The following is a 17,221-nucleotide window of genomic DNA, read 5'->3' as shown; positions in this document are numbered from 1 at the left end:
CTGCCACCGGCACTCACCGGCGAATTCCGGGATTGAGGGTCCCGGAGTGAACCCCGCTGTCGGCTGCGGAGGCCGGCCAGTCCCTGGGCATCGACTGGCCGACATCCTCTGTGGCCGGCGGCGGCACATCCGGACCGGAACCGCACGGGTCGGCGGCGGGCGAGTCACTGAGGTCCATGGGGAGCACGTGATCCCCGACCGTGAGGGCAGTGACCCGCCCGCCGTCCCGGTGCTCCCGAACCGGCGGACATCCCGGCGCCGGCACACCCCACCGGCCGGACCGGTCCCGCAGCGCGGTGAACCGGCAGTGCGCCTCACCGACGAACCCCCAGGCCATGAAGATCGTCTCGCCCGCGTAGCTGTAGACGCCGACCGACTCGATCCCATCCGCGCCCGCCCGCCGGTGAAACTCGGCCCGCAGACCCGGCACGACCACGCCGTCGAGGTCCGCGTCCGCCACGACACGATGCGGCGAGAAGAGGGATAGATCGGGCAGGAGCATGTCCTGATCAACGAATGCCCCATACTGAGGGTCGTGTTCACACTGGCCGAGGCCCGGCAGCTGATCGCCACCCTGCGTCCCCGCATCGACGAACTGATCACGCTCCGCGCCGACCTGGCGGAGCTGAAGGCCGACCTGGCCGACGGTCTGGAAAGCCCGTTCGGCGGCGTCGCCGAGATCAAGGCACTCGACGCCCGGATCTACGCCACGGTCGAACTCCTCGAACAACACGGCATCCAGATCAAGAACCTGGCCCCGGTTCTACTGGACTTCCCTGGCGAACTGGACGGCCGGCCGATCCTCTGGTGCTGGCTCGAAGGCGACCGCAGCATCGACTGGTACCACCGGCTGGAGTGCGGCTTCGCCGGCCGCCGGCCGACGTGATGTGCCCGCTTCCGGCCGGGTGAGTTCCGCATGCTCCCGCGGGCAACGGTCGTCGCCGGCGCTCCTCCCTGCGGGGTCCGAGGCGACAAGGGCGTCCTGCCGTGCGGTGCCCGGCTTCTCTGACGTGGCCCGCTTGTCTTGGCGGCGGCTGGCTCGGGCTGCGTCAACCGGTTGCTTCCGCGTCGCTGGTTGCTTCCGCGTCGCTGGTTGCTTCCGCGTCGCTCGTTCCTCTGGTCGTGCTGCTTCTCGTGCGTTGCGCAGCATTGCTTGATCCGGAGCGGCGGTCGGCTTGGTCTCGTTCACGCTGGGCGTGATCGGGCGCTGCGCGCCCGATATTTCGGTATATCGGTGGCGTCCGTGGGGTGCTGTGGTGTGGTGGGTTGCGTTGTAGTGCGGTGCCTCCGGCGGGTCTCGGGCTCCGGTGCATGGCGGGGCTTTCGGCGGGTGCGGGGTCCGTGGGGCCGGCTGTTTTTTCGTGGGTGGGATGGGTTGCGTCTGTGGGCCGGGATGCACCGCCTGCCGTCGCCCGGGCGAAGCCGAGCAGATCTTCGGCAGGGCCGCCGGCTTTGGTCTAGGTCGGCAGGGTCGTCGCTACGCGCCGTCCGTGCCTTCGTTGCGGCTGCGTCGTGTGCGGCGGCTCTGCCGAAGATCTGCACCCCAGGGGTGGTCGACGGCAGACGGTGCATCCCGGCGGTGCCGGTCTGTGCTGGTGCACGAAAGCGAAAATCGATACCGTCGCCGTTTCCGTGAGTTGTGTTCTATTTGTAGTCGCTAACGATTCTGTCGAAGTGACGGGCTGGTGCCGCTGGAAATGCCTGGCGAGGCGGGAAGGTCTCGTATTGCGAATGGTGCACGATCGCATGTAGGCCGGACGCCGTATCTGGGTCTGCAATGATCGCTATTCCGTGGAAAGCTTTCCCTGTGCGCCAGATGCAGCTGTTCACGTCGGCAGAATTGGCCGTGATGCGGGATCGAAACGCTTCACGGAACATTCTGCTGACCGTGCCGCCGGTGTCGCTGGGTGGTCGTGTGTGTGCGGATCCGCCGGTGTCCCGGGAGGATCAGCTGCGGCCTGCGCCGCCGGTGTCGCTGGGCGGTCCTCTGCCTACGAAGCCGTCGGTGTCCCGAGGTGATCACGCCTCACCGGCGGTGTCGCCCGGTGGTCGTGTTTCTGCGGAACGGCCGGCGTCCCGGAGCGATCACCTGCTTGCCGCGTTGCCGGTGCCGCCTGGGGATTGCGTTTCCGTGAGACCGCCGGCGTCCTGGGACGATCACGTGTCTGCCACGCCGTCAGAATCTCGGGATGATCACCCACCGGCGGCGTCGCCGGTGTTTTCGGATGGTCGCGTGGCTGCTGCTTCGCCGGTGTCTTCGTGTGGCCGCGCGTTTGTCGCCGGCGATCACATGCCCTCCGGGCGCCGGAAGGCCTCCAGTGTCTTCGCCGAGTCCTCGGCAAATCCTGATCGGCGGCGCCAGCGCGGAATTCCTGCTGCCCGGCCCTGCTCGCAGGCCGCCGCCGCTGCCGAAAGTAATTCCGGCTCGCGGGCCGCCGTCGTTGCCGGAAGTGATTCCGAACGAGGGCATTCCGAGAATCGGCCATTCGCAGCCGCGCCGGGATCGACAACTCGCCGAAAGGCACGATCTGCCGCCGGAGAATATCGGCAGTGATGAAGTGCTACCGTAAGAGCGGTCATAGGCGAGAAGGGCCCGGCGTGGGATCGCCTTGCGGAATTCCACATGATGCTTCAGTAGCGTCACGACGGCCGGTATCGCATTATGTCGGGGTGGCGTGGCCGCCCTGAACGGTCCTCGAAAGGGTGGATTCAGGGCGGTTGCCATTCTCGACGCGGGCCGCTGACGTCTCGATTGCGCGGCAGGTGACGCCCGGGGCTAGCGAGGGAGTGCCTTCTCGATGGCCTCGCGGACCTCGGGGGCGTCCGGCTGGGTGGCGGTGCGGAAGCGGGCGGCGACCGTGCCGTCGGGGGTGACGAGGAACTTCTCGAAGTTCCAGCGGACGTCGCCGGCCTCGCCGTCGGGGTCGGGGGCCGGGACCAGCTCGGCGAAGAGGGGGTGGCGGTGGGGGCCGTTGACCTCGACCTTCTCCGTCATCGGGAACGTGACGCCGTAGGTGGTGGCGCAGAATTCGGCGATCTCCTCGGCGGTGCCGGGTTCCTGGCCGCCGAACTGGTTGCACGGGGCGCCGAGGACGACCAGGCCGCGGCTGGCGTACTCCTCGGCGAGGGACTCCAGGGCGCTGTACTGCGGGGTGGAGCCGCACTTGGAGGCGACGTTGACGATGAGCAGGGCGCTTCCGCGGAAGCGGGCGAGGTTGGCGGGGTCGCCGGAGAGCGAGTTGATCTCCACGTCGAAGACGGTCATGGAACTGGACATTACGCCGAGTAGGCGTCCGGAACGTCCGTTGCCCTAAGAAATTGATAAATCCATGTATCGGCATCTTGACGGAAACCTGACACCGGCCTTCACTCTTAGGAAAGTTTCCTAATCGATCTGGAGACGCCATGAGAAGATCCGTCCGCCGTGGGCTGCTGGCGGGTGCGGTCGTTGCGGCCCTGGCCGCCACCGCAGTCCCGGCCGTCAACGCGATGGCCGCGGGCAGCATTGCCGCCACCTTCACCGCCAGCTCCGACTGGGGGACCGGCCACGAGGTCGCCGTCAAGGTGACGAACGGCTCCGATGCCGCCGTCGCCACCTGGAGCATCACGTTCACGCTTCCGGCGAGTACCTCCATCAGCAGCTCCTGGGACGCGGACGTGACCCGGAGCGGCAACACCTACACCGCCGTCAAGAAGAGCTGGGCCGGCAGTCTTGCCCCCGGCGCATCGGTGACCTGGGGTTACGTGGGCACCGGCACGTTCGCGGCGCCGACCAGCTGCACGATCAACGGCGTGTCGTGCGGTGGTGGCACGACGCCGCCGACCACGGCGCCACCCACCACCGTGCCGCCGACCACGCAGCCGCCGACCACCCCGCCGCCCACGACGCCACCGCCGAACCCGGGTGGCAAGAAGGTCGTCGGGTACTTCGCCGAGTGGGGCGTGTACGACCGGCAGTACCACGTGAAGAACATCGACACCAGCGGGTCGGCGGCCAAGCTGACCCACATCCTCTACGCGTTCGGCAACACCACCGGCGGCCGCTGCTCGGTCGGCGAGACGTTCCCGGCGTACGAGAAGTCCTACACCGCGGACCAGAGCGTCAGCGGCGTGGCGGACACGTGGGACCAGCCGCTGCGCGGCAGCTTCAACCAGCTGCGCCAGCTCAAGGCGAAGTACCCGCACCTCAAGGTGATCTACTCGTTCGGCGGCTGGACCTGGTCCGGCGGCTTCACCCAGGCCGCGCAGAACCCCACCGCGTTCGCCGAGTCCTGCTACAACGTGGTCGAGGACCCGCGCTGGGCGGACGTGTTCGACGGCATCGACATCGACTGGGAGTACCCGAACGCCTGCGGTCTCACCTGTGACTCCAGCGGGCCGAACGCGTACAAGAACGTGATCGCGGCGCTGCGGGCGAAGTTCGGCCCGAACGCGCTGATCACCTCGGCGATCACGGCGGACGGCAGCAACGGCGGCAAGATCGACGCCACCGACTACGCCGGCGCGATCAACAACCTCAACTGGCTGATGCCGATGACGTACGACTACTTCGGCGCGTTCAACGCGCAGGGCCCGACCGCCCCGCACTCGCCGCTGACCGCGTACAACGGCATCCCGACCGCGGGCTTCAACTCGGACGCCGCCATCCAGAAGCTCAAGGCCAAGGGCATCCCGGCCGACAAGCTGCTGCTCGGCGTGGGCTTCTACGGTCGCGGCTGGACCGGCGTGACCCAGGCCGCACCCGGCGGCTCCGCGACCGGCCCGGCGCCCGGCAAGTACGAGCCCGGCATCGACGACTACAAGGTGCTGAAGAACTCCTGCCCGGCGACGGGCACGGTCGGCGGCACGGCCTACGCGTACTGCGGCGGCAACTGGTGGAGCTACGACACCCCGGCCACGATGACCGGCAAGATGACCTACGCGAAGCAGCAGGGTCTCGGTGGCGCGTTCTTCTGGGAGTTGTCCGGCGACACCACCAACGGCGAACTCATCACCGCCGTGAAGAACGGTCTCAACTAGGTATTCCCTTCGCAAGGACGCCTGCCCTCACCACCGTCCACCCGGTGGTGAGGGCAGGCCCTTTTATCGGGTGGCAGCGCGCGATTCCGCGCGCTATCGTGTTGCTCATGTTCGGCATGAATGGGCTTGAGGTGCGCACCGGCGGTTGCCGGTCCGGCGCGCTCGCCGCCGTGCCCGGACGACTGGATAGCTGACCCTTCTCCCGCTCCAGCAGGACCGGAGGAGAAGGGTGCTCTCGTCGTACCCCCGTGTGGTGTTGATTCCCTGGGGGTTCTGTCGCGCGGTTCTGGCGCGGAGCCATGCTATTTCACAATGGCCGCGGAGTGGCGTCCGCCCGCGTTTTGCTGTCCGCCTTCGAAAAGCATTCCAATGAATTGGGAAAGGTCATGGCGAAGAGCCAGTTCGTGCGGACGAAGCCGCACCTCAACATCGGGACGATGGGCCACGTCGACCACGGGAAGACCACGCTGACCGCGGCGATCACGAAGGTGCTGGCCGAGCGGTACCCGCAGGTCAACAGCTACGTGTCGTTCGACGGGATCGACCGGGCGCCGGAGGAGGTGCAGCGCGGGATCACCATCAACATCGCGCACGTGGAGTACGAGACGGCCACGCGGCACTACGCGCACGTGGACATGCCGGGCCACGCCGACTACGTGAAGAACATGATCACGGGGGCGGCGCAGGTGGACGGCGCGATCCTGGTGGTGTCCGCGCAGGACGGGTCGATGCCGCAGACGCGCGAGCACGTGCTGCTGGCCCGGCGGGTCGGCGTGCCGCACCTGGTGGTCGCCATCAACAAGGCGGACGCGGTGCAGGACGAGGAACTGCTGGACCTGGTCGAGCTGGAGGTGCGGGAGCTGCTGTCCGAGTACGGCTTCCCGGGCGACGAGGTGCCGGTGGTCCGCGTCTCCGCGCTGCAGGCGCTTGCGGGCGACCCGCGCTGGACGCAGTCGATCGCGGACCTGCTGGCCGCGGTCGACGGCTACGTGCCGGAGCCACCGCGGGACCTGGCGGAGCCGTTCCTGATGCCGATCGAGAACGTGCTCACCATCTCCGGGCGCGGCACCGTGGTCACCGGCGCGGTCGAGCGCGGCACGTTGCGCCTCGGCGAGCCGGTCGAGGTGGTCGGGCTGGGCGAGCCGATCCAGACGGTCGCGACCGGCATGGAGACGTTCGGAAAGAGCCTGCTCGCAGCCGAGGCCGGGGACAACGCGGCCGTGCTGCTGCGCGGCGTCAAGCGGGACCAGGTCGCCCGCGGCCAGGTGCTGACCGTGCCCGGCTCGGTGCGGGCGCACCGGCGGTTCCGGGCCGAGCTGTACGCGCTGACCGCGGCCGAGGGTGGACGGCACACGCCGTTCCTGGCCAACTATCGCCCGCAGTTCTACTTCCGGACCGCGGACGTGGCCGGTGCGATGGACCTCGGCGACGTGCAGATGGTCATGCCGGGCGACACGGTGTCGCTCGGCGTGGTGCTGGACCGGCCGGTCGCGATGGCGACCGGGCTCGGCTTCGCGGTGCGCGAGGGCAACCGGACGGTGGCCGCGGGGACCGTGACTGAGCTGCTGGATTAGCGGGCCGGGGCCGCGCTTCCCAGTCAACAGGAAGCGCGGCCCTCCGTTTTCCGATGATCAACCGGCCGCCGTAATGTGGTCGTCATGCGCCAGGAGTGGCATCAGCTCAGTCATCCCGCCGTCGGCTCGGTCGCCCTGCAGACCAGCCGCCCCACCACCGACGCGGAGGAGGCCGAGGCGCTGGGCCTCGACCACTGGCGCGCGCTGCCGCGCGTGCAGATGCCGCCGTGGCCGGACATGGACGAGGTCGCCGAGGTCTGCAAGGTCCTCGACACCGTGCCGCCGATCGTCGCGCCGTACGAGGTGGACGACCTGCGCGCCCGGCTCGCGCTGGTCGCCGAGGGCAAGGCGTTCCTGCTCCAGGGTGGCGACTGCGCGGAGACGTTCTCCGACAACACCGAGGCGCACCTGCTGGCCAACGCGCGGACGCTGCTGCAGATGGCGGTCGTGCTCACCTACGGCGCGTCGCTGCCGGTGATCAAGGTCGCCCGGGTCGCCGGGCAGTACACCAAGCCCCGCTCCGCCGCGCTGGACTCGCTGGGCCTCCCGGCCTACCGCGGCGACATGATCAACTCACTGGAGGCGACGCCGGAGGCGCGCGTCGCCGACCCGCAGCGGATGATCCGGGCGTACGCGAACTCGGCCGCCGCGATGAACATGTTGCGCGCCTACCTCAGCGGCGGGCTCGCCGACCTGCACGCGGTGCACGACTGGAACAAGGACTTCGTCAAGTCGTCCGCGGCCGGCGAGCGGTACGAGGCGATCGCCCGCGAGATCGACCGGGCCATGTCGTTCATCCGCGCCTGCGGCCTGCGTGACGACGAGGCCCTGCGCACGGTCAACCTGGCCTGTTCGCACGAGGCGCTGGCACTGGAGTACGACCGCGCGCTCACCCGCGTCTCGGACGGCAAGGCGTACTGTCTCTCCGGCCACTTCCTCTGGGTCGGCGAGCGCACCCGCCAGCTCGACCACGCGCACATCGACTTCATCTCCCGGATCGCGAACCCGGTCGGCGTCAAGCTCGGCCCGACCACCTCGCCGGAGACCGCGATCGAGCTGTGCGAGCGGCTCAACCCGGACAACGTGCCCGGCAAGCTCACGCTGATCAGCCGGATGGGCAACCACAAGGTGCGGGACGCGCTGCCCGCGATCGTGGACAAGGTGACCGCGTCCGGCGCGAAGGTCGTCTGGCAGTGCGACCCGATGCACGGCAACACGATCGAGTCGTCGAACGGCTACAAGACCCGGCAGTTCGACCGGATCGTCGACGAGGTGCTCGGCTACTTCGAGGTGCACCGCCAGCTCGGCACCCACCCGGGCGGCATCCACGTGGAGCTGACCGGCGAGGACGTCACCGAGTGCCTCGGCGGCGCGCAGGGCATCGCGGACCTGGACCTGCCCAGCCGGTACGAGACCGCCTGCGACCCGCGGCTGAACACCCAGCAGTCGCTGGAGCTGGCGTTCCTGGTGGCGGAGATGCTGCGTGGCTGACGTCGACCTGAGGTCGGACACGTTCACCAAGCCCACGCCCCAGATGCGGGCCGCGATGGCCGCGGCCGAGGTCGGCGACGACGTCTACGGCGAGGACCCGACGGTCAACACGCTGCAGGACGAGGTGGCCGCGCTGCTCGGGCACGAGGCCGGGCTGTTCACGCCGTCCGGCTCGATGGCCAACCAGATCGGCCTCCAGCTGCTCGTCCCGCCCGGCGAGGAGCTGCTGACCGACGCGAACGCGCACGTGCTGATCTACGAGATGGGCGCGGCCGCGGCCTACGGCGGGATCTCGTCCCGCACCTGGCCGGCGGTCGGCGGCGCGCTCGACCCGGCGGTGGTCGAGAGCCTGATCAGGGTGCCGGGCGGCTACGACACGAACGCGACCCGCGCGATCGCGGTGGAGCAGACCCACAATCGCAGCGGGGGTACGGTCATCCCGCTGGACACGCTCCGGCAGCTGCGCGAGCTGTGCGACCGCTACGGCCTGGGGCTGCACTGCGACGGCGCCCGGCTGTGGAACGCGCACGTCGCCACCGGCGTGCCGCTGGACGTCTACGGCCGGCTCTTCGACTCGGTCTCGGTCTGCCTGTCCAAGGGCCTCGGCGCGCCGGTCGGTTCCGTGCTGGTGTCGAACCGGGCGGCGATCGCCCGCGGCCGGGTCATCCGCAAGCGGCTCGGCGGCGGCATGCGCCAGGCCGGCATCATCGCGGCCGGTGGCCTGTACGCGCTGCGCCACCACATCCCGCGGCTGGCCGAGGACCACGCGCACGCGGCCCGGCTGGCGACCGCGCTGGCCCCGGCCGGCGTGGTCGACGCGGACGCGGTGCGCACCAACATCGTGCCGCTGGACCTGACCAAGACCGCGCTGGACGCGGCCGGGCTCGCCGCGGCGGCGCGCGACCGCGGCGTGCTGATCTCCGAGGTCACGCCGCGCACGGCGCGGCTGGTCACGCATCTGGACGTGGACCCGGCCGGCGTCGACCGCGCGGCCGAGGTCCTCTACGACCTGCTGAGGTAACGGCCGGAGCGGCTACGGTGCGGCGGCGGCGCGGAGCGGGCCGGCGGCGCGGCGGCCGGTGAGGCCGGTCGGGTCGATGCTCCAGGCGGCGGCGACGCGCAGCACGTCCCGCTCGGAGACGATCACGGTGGTGTCGTCGTCCAGCTCGGCCGGGAGCCCGGCCGCGCGCTCGGCCTCGTCCGGCGTACCGTGCCAGGCCGTGACGTCGCCGGACTCGCCGATGTAGCCGAACGCGCGGATCAGCGTGCCCTTGACCGCGCGGCGCCACGAGTGCACCTCGCCGACCCGGTGGGTGGCGAACGACTGCACCTCGGTGCCCAGCGACTCGGACAGGTCGGCCAGGTCGAGCCCGGCGCGCGCGGCCGGGGTGAGCAGCCATCGGCCGGTGACCAGCGTCCAGACGGCCGCGTCCGCGCCGGGCAGCGGTGGCGTGATCACCAGGCGGTCGTCCGTCAGGTAGGCGAGGTCGACGCCGTCACGCCAGGGGACCGGACCGAGGTCGCGCAGCTCCATCGCATTGATGATCTCGGCGGCTTCGGCGTCGCGCACGGCCAGCCAGGCCTGTTTCGCGCCGAAACCGACCATGGTCTGGTCGCTCATGCCACCAACCGTACCGATCCGCGTGCTCCCGGGTAGGTCGCGTCCAGGTTCAGGCATTACGGTGTACCGAGAAATTCAAGCTATTCGCCGTACGGGCCGCAGCCGCGCCCTTGTCCATCGGGAGTCGACAGACAGATGAGCGATCCGGTCGGAACGGAGAAGTCCGAGACGACGGCGCCGAAGAAGGCGGACGTCATCGACACGGCGGGCAAGGACGAGACCAAGGACCAGGCCGAGGGTACGACGAAGGCCGCGACCGGCGCCGGCGAGGCTTCTACGGCCGACGGCGGCGAGGCTTCTACGGTCGACGGCGGCGAGGCTTCCGCGGTCGACGGCGGCGAGGCCGACGACGCCGAGGGCAAGGCTGAGGCTGCCGCCGACGGTGACGAGGCCGAGAGCGCCGGCGGGGAGAAGGCCGAGGAGGCGCGTCCGCTGACCAAGGCGGAGAAGCGCGAGCTGCTGCGCATACAGACGCAGCGGGCGCGGGCGCGCAAGGCCGGCCGGCAGGCGTTCGGTCTCGCCGTGGTCGGTCTCGCCGTGGTCGCGGTGATCGTCGGCGCGGTCTACTTCGCGGACAGCCGCTCCGAGGACCCGGTGGCCGAGGCGACCGCCACGCCGACCGCGCCGGCCGAGGAGCCGTCGCAGCCGCCGGCCGTGCCGTTCCCGCCGGTCCCGGCCGGTGCCGACCCGGCGCTGAGCACCAAGCCGGTGGTGGAGAAGGGTCAGGGCAAGCTGGAGGCGGGCAAGCCGAAGATCACCTACGTGATCAAGGGGACCGGCCCGGCCACCAAGGAAGGCGACCTGATCACCGCGAACTACGTGGGCGTGCTGTACGGCACCGGCGAGGAGTTCGACTCGTCGTGGAGCCGGCAGGAGGCGATCGAGTTCACGATCGGCATGGGCCAGCTGATCGACGGCTGGGAGCAAGGCCTGATGAACGTGCCGGTGGGTAGCCGGATCATCCTGGACCTCCCGCCGGACCTGGCCTACGGCGACAAGGACGACGGCAGTGGCCGGCCGACCGGCGACCTCCGGTTCGTGGTCGACGTGCTGAACGCGCAGGGACAGTAGACGGCGAACGGGCGGGGACTGCGCGAGTCCCCGCCCGTACCCGTTGACGAGGTCTCAGCCGGCCTCGGGGTGCTCCGTGACGTTCTGCAGGTAGAGCGCCTCGCCGAACGTCGAGATCAGGTGCAGCTGCGTCTCGAGGTAGTCGATGTGGTGCTCCTCGTCCGCGAGGATGTCCTCGAAGATCTTGGCGGACGTGATGTCGCCGATCGAGCGCATGTATGCGGCCCCCTCGCGCAGCCGATCGACGGCCTCGCGCTCGATCTTCATGTCGCAGTCGAACTGCTCCTTGACGGTCTCGCCGATCCGCAGCGCGAAGAGCTTCTGGTAGTTCGGCAGGCCCTCCAGGAAGAGGATCCGGTCGGTCAGCACCTCCGCGTGCCGCATCTCGTCGATCGACTCTGCCTTGGTGTGCTTGGCCAGCACCGTGTAGCCCCAGTTCTCCTGCATCTTGGCGTGCAGGAAGTACTGGTTGATCGCGGTGAGCTCCGCGGTGAGCTGCTCGTTCAGGAATTCGATGACGCGTGCGTCGCCGTGCATGGCTTCATACCCCCCACGTTCGTTGCCGTGGAGGGGAGCCTAGCAATATGCCCGATTAGGGCATTTTATTAGGAAACACTATGTTAGGACAGGGTTACGAGGCCGGGCTGAGCGCCTGCGCGCCGGTCTCCTCGTCGATGAGCTGACCGATCCGGCGTACGCAGGTGCCGCAGCTGGTGCCAGCACCACACGCCTCGGCCACGGAGCGCTTCGTCCGTGCGCCGCCCTGGATCACGGACCGGACCTCGCACTCGCGAACCCGCTTACATATGCACGCGAACACGTACGTCCTCCGGTCTGGTAAGCCTTGCCTTGGTTAGGGTGCCCTAAACACCGAGGCCAGACAAGGCCCACCACCCGGAGAGCGCTCAAATTCCCTGAAGATCACACCGGGGTACGCAGGCGCTTGAGCGTCGCCACGTCCGCGGCGTGCCCGACGGTGCCCTCGGACGCGGTCTCCACGACCACCGGAACGCCCGCGGTGGCCGGGTGGCGGAGCAGCTCCGCGAACGGCTCCTCGCCGATCGTGCCCTTGCCGATCGACTCGTGCCGGTCGCGGGTGGAGCCGCACGGGTCCTTCGAGTCGTTCGCGTGGACCAGCCGCAGCCGGTCTGGGCCCACGGTCGCGACCAGCGCGTCCAGCGTCGCGGTCATGCCGCCCGGCACGGCCACGTCGTGCCCGGCCGCCCACGCGTGGCAGGTGTCGAAACAGACGCCCAGCCACGGGTGGTGGTCGACCGCCGCGAGGTACGGCCCGAGGTCCTCCACCCGGGCCGCGAGCGAGCGCCCGCCGCCCGCGCTCGGCTCGACCAGCAGCCGTGGCCCGCCCACCTCCGCGGCCGCGTCCAGCAGCGGCAGCAGCGACTCGCGCACCTGCTTGAGCGCGGTCTCGGAGTATTCCGCGTCGACCGCGCTGCCGGCGTGGAACACCACGCCGGAGGCGCCGATCGCCCGGCCGCGCAGCAGCGCGTGATCCAGCGTCGCGACCGACTTCTCCACGGTCGCGGCCGTGGGCGAACCCAGGTTGACCAGCAGCGCCGCGTGGATGAAGACCGGCACGCCGCGCTCGGCGCACCCGTGGCGGAACAGCTCGTCCTGCGCCGGGTTACCGGCCGGCAGCGCCCAGCCGCGCGAGTTCGACACGTAGACCTGGACGGCCTCGCCGCCGATCGCGTCAAGGTGCGGCAGCGCGGCCTTGGCCAGCCCGCCGGCGGTCGGGGAGTGCGCGCCGATCGGGCGGTCTGTCAGAAGCACGTGAGCACGACCTCGGTGTTCGGATCAACCGGGGTGTTCTCGCCCGGGTTCTGGAAACGTACGGTCGCGTTCGGGTTGACGTCGGTGCGCACCCGCAGACCCAGCGCCTCCAGCTGCGCCTTCGCGGCCGGGCAGGGCTGGTCGACCACGCGGGGCAGCGTGAGCTGCGGTGGGCCGTTGCTCACGGTTACCCGGATGTCCGCACCCTCCTCGACGCCGGTGCCGTCCGCCGGGTCCTGCGCGATGACCTCGTCCCGTGCCCGGTTCGGGTCGTCCTTGCGCTCCTCCAGCAGGTTCAGCCCGAGCGCGGCCAGCTCGGAGCGCGCCTGGTTGACGTTCTTGCCGATCAGGCTGGGCACGGTGATCGGCGCACGGCCCTTGCTGACCGTGACCGTCACCCGGTCGCCCGGCTTGACCTCGGCGTTCTCCTTCGGGTCTATCGCGACGACGAAGCCCTCCGGAATCGCGTTGTCAAACTTGTCCGAGCCGCGGTCGACGGCCAGCCCGCGATTCTCCAGCTCCAGCTTGGCCACGTCGAAGTCCTTGCCGACCACGTCCGGCACGGTGAACCGCTCCGGGCCGAGCGAGAGGATCAGCGTGACCACCGAGCCCTGGGTCAGCCGGCTGCCGCTCGGCGGCTCCTGGGCGACCACGGAGTCCTTCGGCACGGCGTCGTCGTATCGGCCCTCGCCGATCTGTACCACGAAACCGGCTTGGGTGAGCCTGGTCTGCGCGTCCGCCTGGGTCAGGCTGGTCGAGTCCGGCACGGTGGTGAACCGGCCGAAGCCGAGCCACCAGCCGCCGACCAGCAGCACGGTCAGGACGACCAGGCCGCCGGCGATCAGCGCGATGCGCATGCGCTGGTTGTCGACCGGCGCCGGGCGCCGCGGCGTGCCGTACGCGCTGCCGCCAGGCGTGCCCGCCGCACCGGCGCCGGAGGAGTAGGTGCCGGTGGACGCATAACTGCCCGCCGAGTACGTCTGCGGCCGGGCCCGCTCCGGCTGACCGGGCAGGCGGGACCAGGACGGGCGGTCGTCCGCCACCGGCTGCTGGACCTGGGTGACCATCTGGGTCGGCTCGGTGACCGGGCGCATCCGCGCGGTCGGTGCCTCGCCGGAGCGGTGCGGCGTGGCCGGTGGCGCGGGTGGCGTGCTGCCCAGCTCGTCGCGCACCGCCTGCACCGCGGTGAGCAGCCGGCCGGCGTCCGGCGGGCGGGCCGCCGGATCGCGCCGGGTGGCGGACCGGACCAGCGCGTCCACCGACGCCGGCAGGCCCGGGACCAGGGAGGACGGTGCCGGGACGTCGTTGTCGACGTGTGCCCAGGCGATCTCGATGGGCTGGTCGCCGTCGTACGGCACGCGGCCGGTGAGCATCTCGAACAGCACGATGCCGGACGCGTAGACGTCGGTGCGTGTGTCCGCCTTGCCCTCGGAGACCAGCTCGGGCGCCACGTACGCCACGGTTGCCATCAGCTGGCCGCCGCCGGACTCGTCCTCCGCGCTCGCCTCGACCGCGCGGGCCAGGCCGAAGTCGGCGACCTTGACCACCGCGTCCATCAGCCCGCCGCTCGGCGGCTCCGCGACCAGCACGTTCTCCGGCTTGACGTCGCGGTGCACCAGGCCGGCGCGATGCGCGGCGGCGACCGCGGCCAGCATCTGGTCCAGGACGGTGAGCGCCTCGCCCGGCTCCAGGCGGCGCCGCTGAGCGAGTATGTCGCGCAGCGTGCGGCCGCGTACGTACTCCATCACCAGGTAGGGCAGGCCGCGGTAGACGCCCTGGTCGTAGACGGCGACCACGTTGGGGTGGGTCAGCCGCGCTATCGTCTTGGCCTCGTCGGTGAACCGCTCCAGGAAGCGCGGGTCGCGGCTCTGCGAGGGATGGATGATCTTGAGCGCCACCGTGCGCTCGAGGCGCTCGTCGGTAGCGGTGTACACGGTCGCCATGCCACCACGGGCGACACGACCGCGAATGCGGTAGCGCCCGTCGACAAGCGAGCCCAGAAGTTCGTCCGCGACCTGAGTATCCATCGGCCTGAAGTCTAAGTGTCGTTGTATAACCGGCAGACCAGGATGCCATAGCGAATACGTCACGGGCACCCTCCGCACGGAGAGTGCCCGATTAATGACCCGCTATGCCCGGTGTCGGCCCGCTAGTATCCGGTGCCGCCCGTCACATTCGCCCGCTGATTCGTGATATTTCCGGAACTGCCGGGCGGGCCCCCGTCCGTGGTCGCGCTCCCCGGCCCGGTGCCGTCCGCGCCCGGGGCGGGCGTCATCGACTCGGGGACCTCCGTGGGCGCGCTCGGAAAATCCGGCGGTTCCGGCCATTCGGGCCAGTCGGGAATCTGATCCGGTTCGTGCCCGTCCCAGTGCGGTGGCCGGTCGTCCGGGGGCGAGGTCGGGGTCGGCACCGGCAGGCCGGGCGTGTCGGGCGACCCGGTCGTCGACGGCGACCCCGGCAGGCTCGGCGTGCCCGGGAGGCTCGGCACGCCGGGCGAGCCCGGAAGGCCCGGAAAGCCGGTCAGCGGCGGTGCGTCCGGTGTCGGCGCGGCTTCGACCGTGCGCCCCGGACGGGCGGTGACCGGTGCGACGCCGCGCGCGGTCGCGGTCGCGGTGGTGGCCTCCGGCGGTGGCACCGGCCGGCTCGCCGACGTGGTCCACGGCTGTGCGGTGTCCGGCGCCGCGGGCGCGGCCGGCAGCAGGCCCGGGCCGGGGGACGGCGCCGGTGCCGGCAGGCCGGGGATCTCCGGCCGGTCCCGCTGCGCGGACGCGTCCGTGTTCAGCACCGAGTCCAGGCTGTTCGCCACGGTGACGTAGGTGCCCGCGGCGCCGACCAGTGCCAGCACGCCGAACGCGCCCGCGGCCAGCAGGCGGCGCGGCGGCCGGCCGTACCCGGAGAGGTCCTCGGCGCCCGGCTCGTGGCCGTAGCCGTAGTGGGCGCGCGGCGCCTCCGTGCCGCGCCGGTCGAGGTCGTACCGCAGCGATCGCCAAGCGCCCGCCGCCTCGTCGCGGACGATCCGCAAGATGCTCACGTGTTGTTGCTTCCTTTCGCCGGGGCAGGGCGAGCCGGCCGGCCGATCCGGTGGGGGATCCGCTGGCTCGCCGCGACCGCGGCATGCGAGGGTGGGGCGGTGACCGAACCCCGTGATGTGAATGCCGGTGAAACCCCGGGTCCCGCCGAGTGGCTGACCCTGCCGGACGTCGCCGAGCGCCTGGATCTGGGCATCAGCAAGGTGCACCAGATGATCCGAGATCGTGCGCTGCTGGCGGTCCGTCGTGACGGCATCATGCGGGTGCCCGCTGAGCTGGTGGCCAATAGCACCGTGCTCAAGCACCTCCCCGGCGTCCTCACGTTGCTGCACGACGCTGGGTACAACGACCAAGAGGCTTTGGAGTGGCTCTACACCGAAGATGACACTTTGCCCGGTTCGCCCGCTGCGGCGCTGGCCGGGCCGCGGGCGACCGAGGTCAAGCGGCGTGCCCAGGCAGCCGGTTTCTGACGGGATGTGAGGCGTCGTTCCCGCCCCGGGAACGACGCCTCACACCGGTGACTCAGATGGTGCGGCGGGTGGCCGCGGCCGCCAGCGCGGTGAGCGTGTCCTGCGCCTCCGGCTCCAGCGGCACTGCGCTCAGCGCGGCCAGCGCGGCCGAGGTCAGTGTGCTGATCCGCTCCTCGGTCCGGGCCAGCGCTCCGGTCTCCGTGATGATCGTGCGCAGCCGGTCCACGCCGGCCGTGTCCAGCGCCGGATCGCCGAGCGCGGCCAGCAGCGTCGCCCGGTCCGCCGGGCCGGCCTCGCGCAGCGCGGCCGCGATCAGGAACGTGCGCTTGCCCTCGCGCAGGTCGTCGCCGGCCGGCTTGCCGGTCTGCGCCGGGTCGCCGAACACGCCGAGCACGTCGTCGCGCAACTGGAACGCCTCGCCGAGCGGCAGACCGTACGCGGAGTAGGCGGCCAGCACCGGCGCGGGCGCACCGGCCAACGCGGCGCCGAGCAGCAGCGGTCGCTCGACCGTGTATTTCGCGGACTTGTAGATGGCAATCTTGGCGGCCCGCTCCGCGGACGCGTCGCCGTCGTTCTGCGCCAGCACGTCCAGGTATTGCCCGGCCATCACCTCGGTACGCATCTCGTCGAACGCGCCGCGCGCCCGGGTCAGCACCTCCGGGTCCAGCCCGGCGCCGTGCAGCATCTCGTCCGACCAGGCCAGGCACAGGTCGCCGAGCAGGATCGCGGCGGACGCGCCGAAGTCGTTCGGGTCGCCGTGCCAGCCGGCCGCGCGGTGCCGGGCCGCGAACCGGCGGTGCACCGACGGCTCGCCGCGCCGGGTGTCCGACCGGTCGATCAGGTCATCGTGGATCAGCGCGCTGGCCTGCACCAGCTCGAGCGCGGACAGGCCGGTGACCACCGCGTCCGAGTCGATGCCGCCGGCGCCGCGGTAACCCCAGTAGCCGAACGCGGGCCGCAGCCGCTTGCCGCCGCGCAGCACGAACGCCTCCAGCGCCTCGGTCACGTCGTCGAGCGCGTCGTCGATGTCGTGCAGGCGGGTGCGCTGGTGCGCGAGGAAAGCGGCGAGGGCCTTGTCGACGCGGGCGCGCAGACCGTGGCGGTCGACCGGGGAAACGGTGCTGGTCACCACCAGAGGCTAGCGCCTGCGCCGAA

Annotated in this window: 16 protein-coding genes; 7 read left to right on the top strand and 9 right to left on the bottom strand. The window is 70.8% G+C overall.

Annotation, left to right across the window (positions count from 1 at the left end):
• Positions 1 to 13 precede the first annotated feature (13 nt).
• Positions 14 to 460: a hypothetical protein gene (locus J2S42_RS12780; protein WP_307238847.1), complete on the bottom strand. Its 447-nt coding sequence runs from the start codon at positions 458 to 460 to the stop codon at positions 14 to 16.
• Positions 461 to 535: 75 nt separating this feature from the next.
• Here J2S42_RS12780 and J2S42_RS12775 point away from each other — a divergent pair, with 75 nt between their 5' ends.
• Positions 536 to 886 (top strand): DUF2203 domain-containing protein, encoded by a 351-nt coding sequence (locus J2S42_RS12775; RefSeq protein WP_307238845.1) that lies wholly within the window; start codon positions 536 to 538, stop codon positions 884 to 886.
• Between the two features lie 1,890 nt (positions 887 to 2,776).
• On the opposite strand, the gene J2S42_RS12770 is transcribed toward J2S42_RS12775, so the two are convergent.
• Entirely contained in the window at positions 2,777 to 3,265 is a 489-nt protein-coding gene (locus tag J2S42_RS12770) for a glutathione peroxidase (RefSeq protein WP_307238843.1), read from the bottom strand.
• A 140-nt stretch (positions 3,266 to 3,405) separates the two neighbouring features.
• Here J2S42_RS12770 and J2S42_RS12765 point away from each other — a divergent pair, with 140 nt between their 5' ends.
• The 4 genes from J2S42_RS12765 (at position 3,406) to J2S42_RS12750 (ending at position 9,105) form a co-directional block, all read left to right on the top strand.
• Entirely contained in the window at positions 3,406 to 5,019 is a 1,614-nt protein-coding gene (locus tag J2S42_RS12765) for a glycosyl hydrolase family 18 protein (protein ID WP_307238841.1), read from the top strand.
• Positions 5,020 to 5,405: 386 nt separating this feature from the next.
• Positions 5,406 to 6,593 (top strand): elongation factor Tu, encoded by a 1,188-nt coding sequence (tuf, locus tag J2S42_RS12760; protein ID WP_307238839.1) that lies wholly within the window; start codon positions 5,406 to 5,408, stop codon positions 6,591 to 6,593.
• 84 nt (positions 6,594 to 6,677) lie between these two features.
• Positions 6,678 to 8,084, top strand: coding sequence for a class II 3-deoxy-7-phosphoheptulonate synthase (locus tag J2S42_RS12755; RefSeq protein WP_307238838.1), 1,407 nt, complete (start codon positions 6,678 to 6,680; stop codon positions 8,082 to 8,084).
• The gene (locus J2S42_RS12750; protein WP_307238836.1) at positions 8,077 to 9,105 is read left to right on the top strand and encodes a threonine aldolase family protein; all 1,029 of its coding nucleotides are present in this window, start codon (positions 8,077 to 8,079) and stop codon (positions 9,103 to 9,105) included. Before J2S42_RS12755 ends, J2S42_RS12750 begins: the two co-directional genes overlap by 8 nt.
• A gap of 12 nt (positions 9,106 to 9,117) precedes the next feature.
• On the opposite strand, the gene J2S42_RS12745 is transcribed toward J2S42_RS12750, so the two are convergent.
• On the bottom strand, positions 9,118 to 9,705 hold the full coding sequence (locus J2S42_RS12745) for a hypothetical protein (protein WP_307238834.1): 588 nt from the start codon (positions 9,703 to 9,705) through the stop codon (positions 9,118 to 9,120).
• Between the two features lie 135 nt (positions 9,706 to 9,840).
• On the opposite strand from J2S42_RS12745, the gene J2S42_RS12740 reads away from it, so the two are divergent.
• The gene (locus J2S42_RS12740; protein ID WP_307238832.1) at positions 9,841 to 10,776 is read left to right on the top strand and encodes an FKBP-type peptidyl-prolyl cis-trans isomerase; all 936 of its coding nucleotides are present in this window, start codon (positions 9,841 to 9,843) and stop codon (positions 10,774 to 10,776) included.
• A gap of 54 nt (positions 10,777 to 10,830) precedes the next feature.
• Here J2S42_RS12740 and bfr read toward each other — a convergent pair whose 3' ends face one another.
• From bfr to J2S42_RS12715, 5 genes are all read right to left on the bottom strand, one after another.
• Entirely contained in the window at positions 10,831 to 11,313 is a 483-nt protein-coding gene (gene bfr / locus J2S42_RS12735; RefSeq protein ID WP_307238830.1) for a bacterioferritin, read from the bottom strand.
• Between the two features lie 94 nt (positions 11,314 to 11,407).
• On the bottom strand, positions 11,408 to 11,596 hold the full coding sequence (locus tag J2S42_RS12730; RefSeq protein ID WP_307238829.1) for a (2Fe-2S)-binding protein: 189 nt from the start codon (positions 11,594 to 11,596) through the stop codon (positions 11,408 to 11,410).
• Positions 11,597 to 11,697: 101 nt separating this feature from the next.
• On the bottom strand, positions 11,698 to 12,567 hold the full coding sequence (locus tag J2S42_RS12725; protein WP_307238826.1) for a deoxyribonuclease IV: 870 nt from the start codon (positions 12,565 to 12,567) through the stop codon (positions 11,698 to 11,700).
• Positions 12,558 to 14,594 carry a Stk1 family PASTA domain-containing Ser/Thr kinase gene (pknB, locus tag J2S42_RS12720; RefSeq protein WP_307238824.1) on the bottom strand — a complete coding sequence of 679 codons (2,037 nt, stop codon included), beginning with the start codon at positions 14,592 to 14,594 and terminating at the stop codon, positions 12,558 to 12,560. Before pknB ends, J2S42_RS12725 begins: the two co-directional genes overlap by 10 nt.
• 122 nt (positions 14,595 to 14,716) lie before the next feature.
• Positions 14,717 to 15,598, bottom strand: coding sequence for a hypothetical protein (locus J2S42_RS12715; protein ID WP_307238822.1), 882 nt, complete (start codon positions 15,596 to 15,598; stop codon positions 14,717 to 14,719).
• A 99-nt stretch (positions 15,599 to 15,697) separates the two neighbouring features.
• Here J2S42_RS12715 and J2S42_RS12710 point away from each other — a divergent pair, with 99 nt between their 5' ends.
• On the top strand, positions 15,698 to 16,066 hold the full coding sequence (locus tag J2S42_RS12710; protein WP_307238820.1) for an Rv2175c family DNA-binding protein: 369 nt from the start codon (positions 15,698 to 15,700) through the stop codon (positions 16,064 to 16,066).
• 52 nt (positions 16,067 to 16,118) lie between these two features.
• Here J2S42_RS12710 and J2S42_RS12705 read toward each other — a convergent pair whose 3' ends face one another.
• Positions 16,119 to 17,201 (bottom strand): polyprenyl synthetase family protein, encoded by a 1,083-nt coding sequence (locus J2S42_RS12705; protein WP_307248725.1) that lies wholly within the window; start codon positions 17,199 to 17,201, stop codon positions 16,119 to 16,121.
• Positions 17,202 to 17,221 lie beyond the last annotated feature (20 nt).

Origin of the sequence: Catenuloplanes indicus, assembly GCF_030813715.1 — a bacterium.
Lineage (GTDB): Bacteria > Actinomycetota > Actinomycetes > Mycobacteriales > Micromonosporaceae > Catenuloplanes > Catenuloplanes indicus.
This window is presented reverse-complemented; position numbering and strand designations above follow the sequence as displayed.

Excerpts from the sequence above, each read along its gene's own strand:
- J2S42_RS12770 (WP_307238843.1), bottom strand. The coding sequence starts at position 3,265 with ATGACCGTCTTCGACGTGGAGATCAACTCGCTCTCCGGCGACCCCGCC.
- J2S42_RS12765 (WP_307238841.1), top strand. The coding sequence starts at position 3,406 with ATGAGAAGATCCGTCCGCCGTGGGCTGCTGGCGGGTGCGGTCGTTGCG.
- tuf (WP_307238839.1), top strand. The coding sequence starts at position 5,406 with ATGGCGAAGAGCCAGTTCGTGCGGACGAAGCCGCACCTCAACATCGGG.
- J2S42_RS12755 (WP_307238838.1), top strand. The coding sequence starts at position 6,678 with ATGCGCCAGGAGTGGCATCAGCTCAGTCATCCCGCCGTCGGCTCGGTC.
- J2S42_RS12745 (WP_307238834.1), bottom strand. The coding sequence starts at position 9,705 with ATGAGCGACCAGACCATGGTCGGTTTCGGCGCGAAACAGGCCTGGCTG.
- J2S42_RS12740 (WP_307238832.1), top strand. The coding sequence starts at position 9,841 with ATGAGCGATCCGGTCGGAACGGAGAAGTCCGAGACGACGGCGCCGAAG.
- bfr (WP_307238830.1), bottom strand. The coding sequence starts at position 11,313 with ATGCACGGCGACGCACGCGTCATCGAATTCCTGAACGAGCAGCTCACC.
- pknB (WP_307238824.1), bottom strand. The coding sequence starts at position 14,594 with ATGGATACTCAGGTCGCGGACGAACTTCTGGGCTCGCTTGTCGACGGG.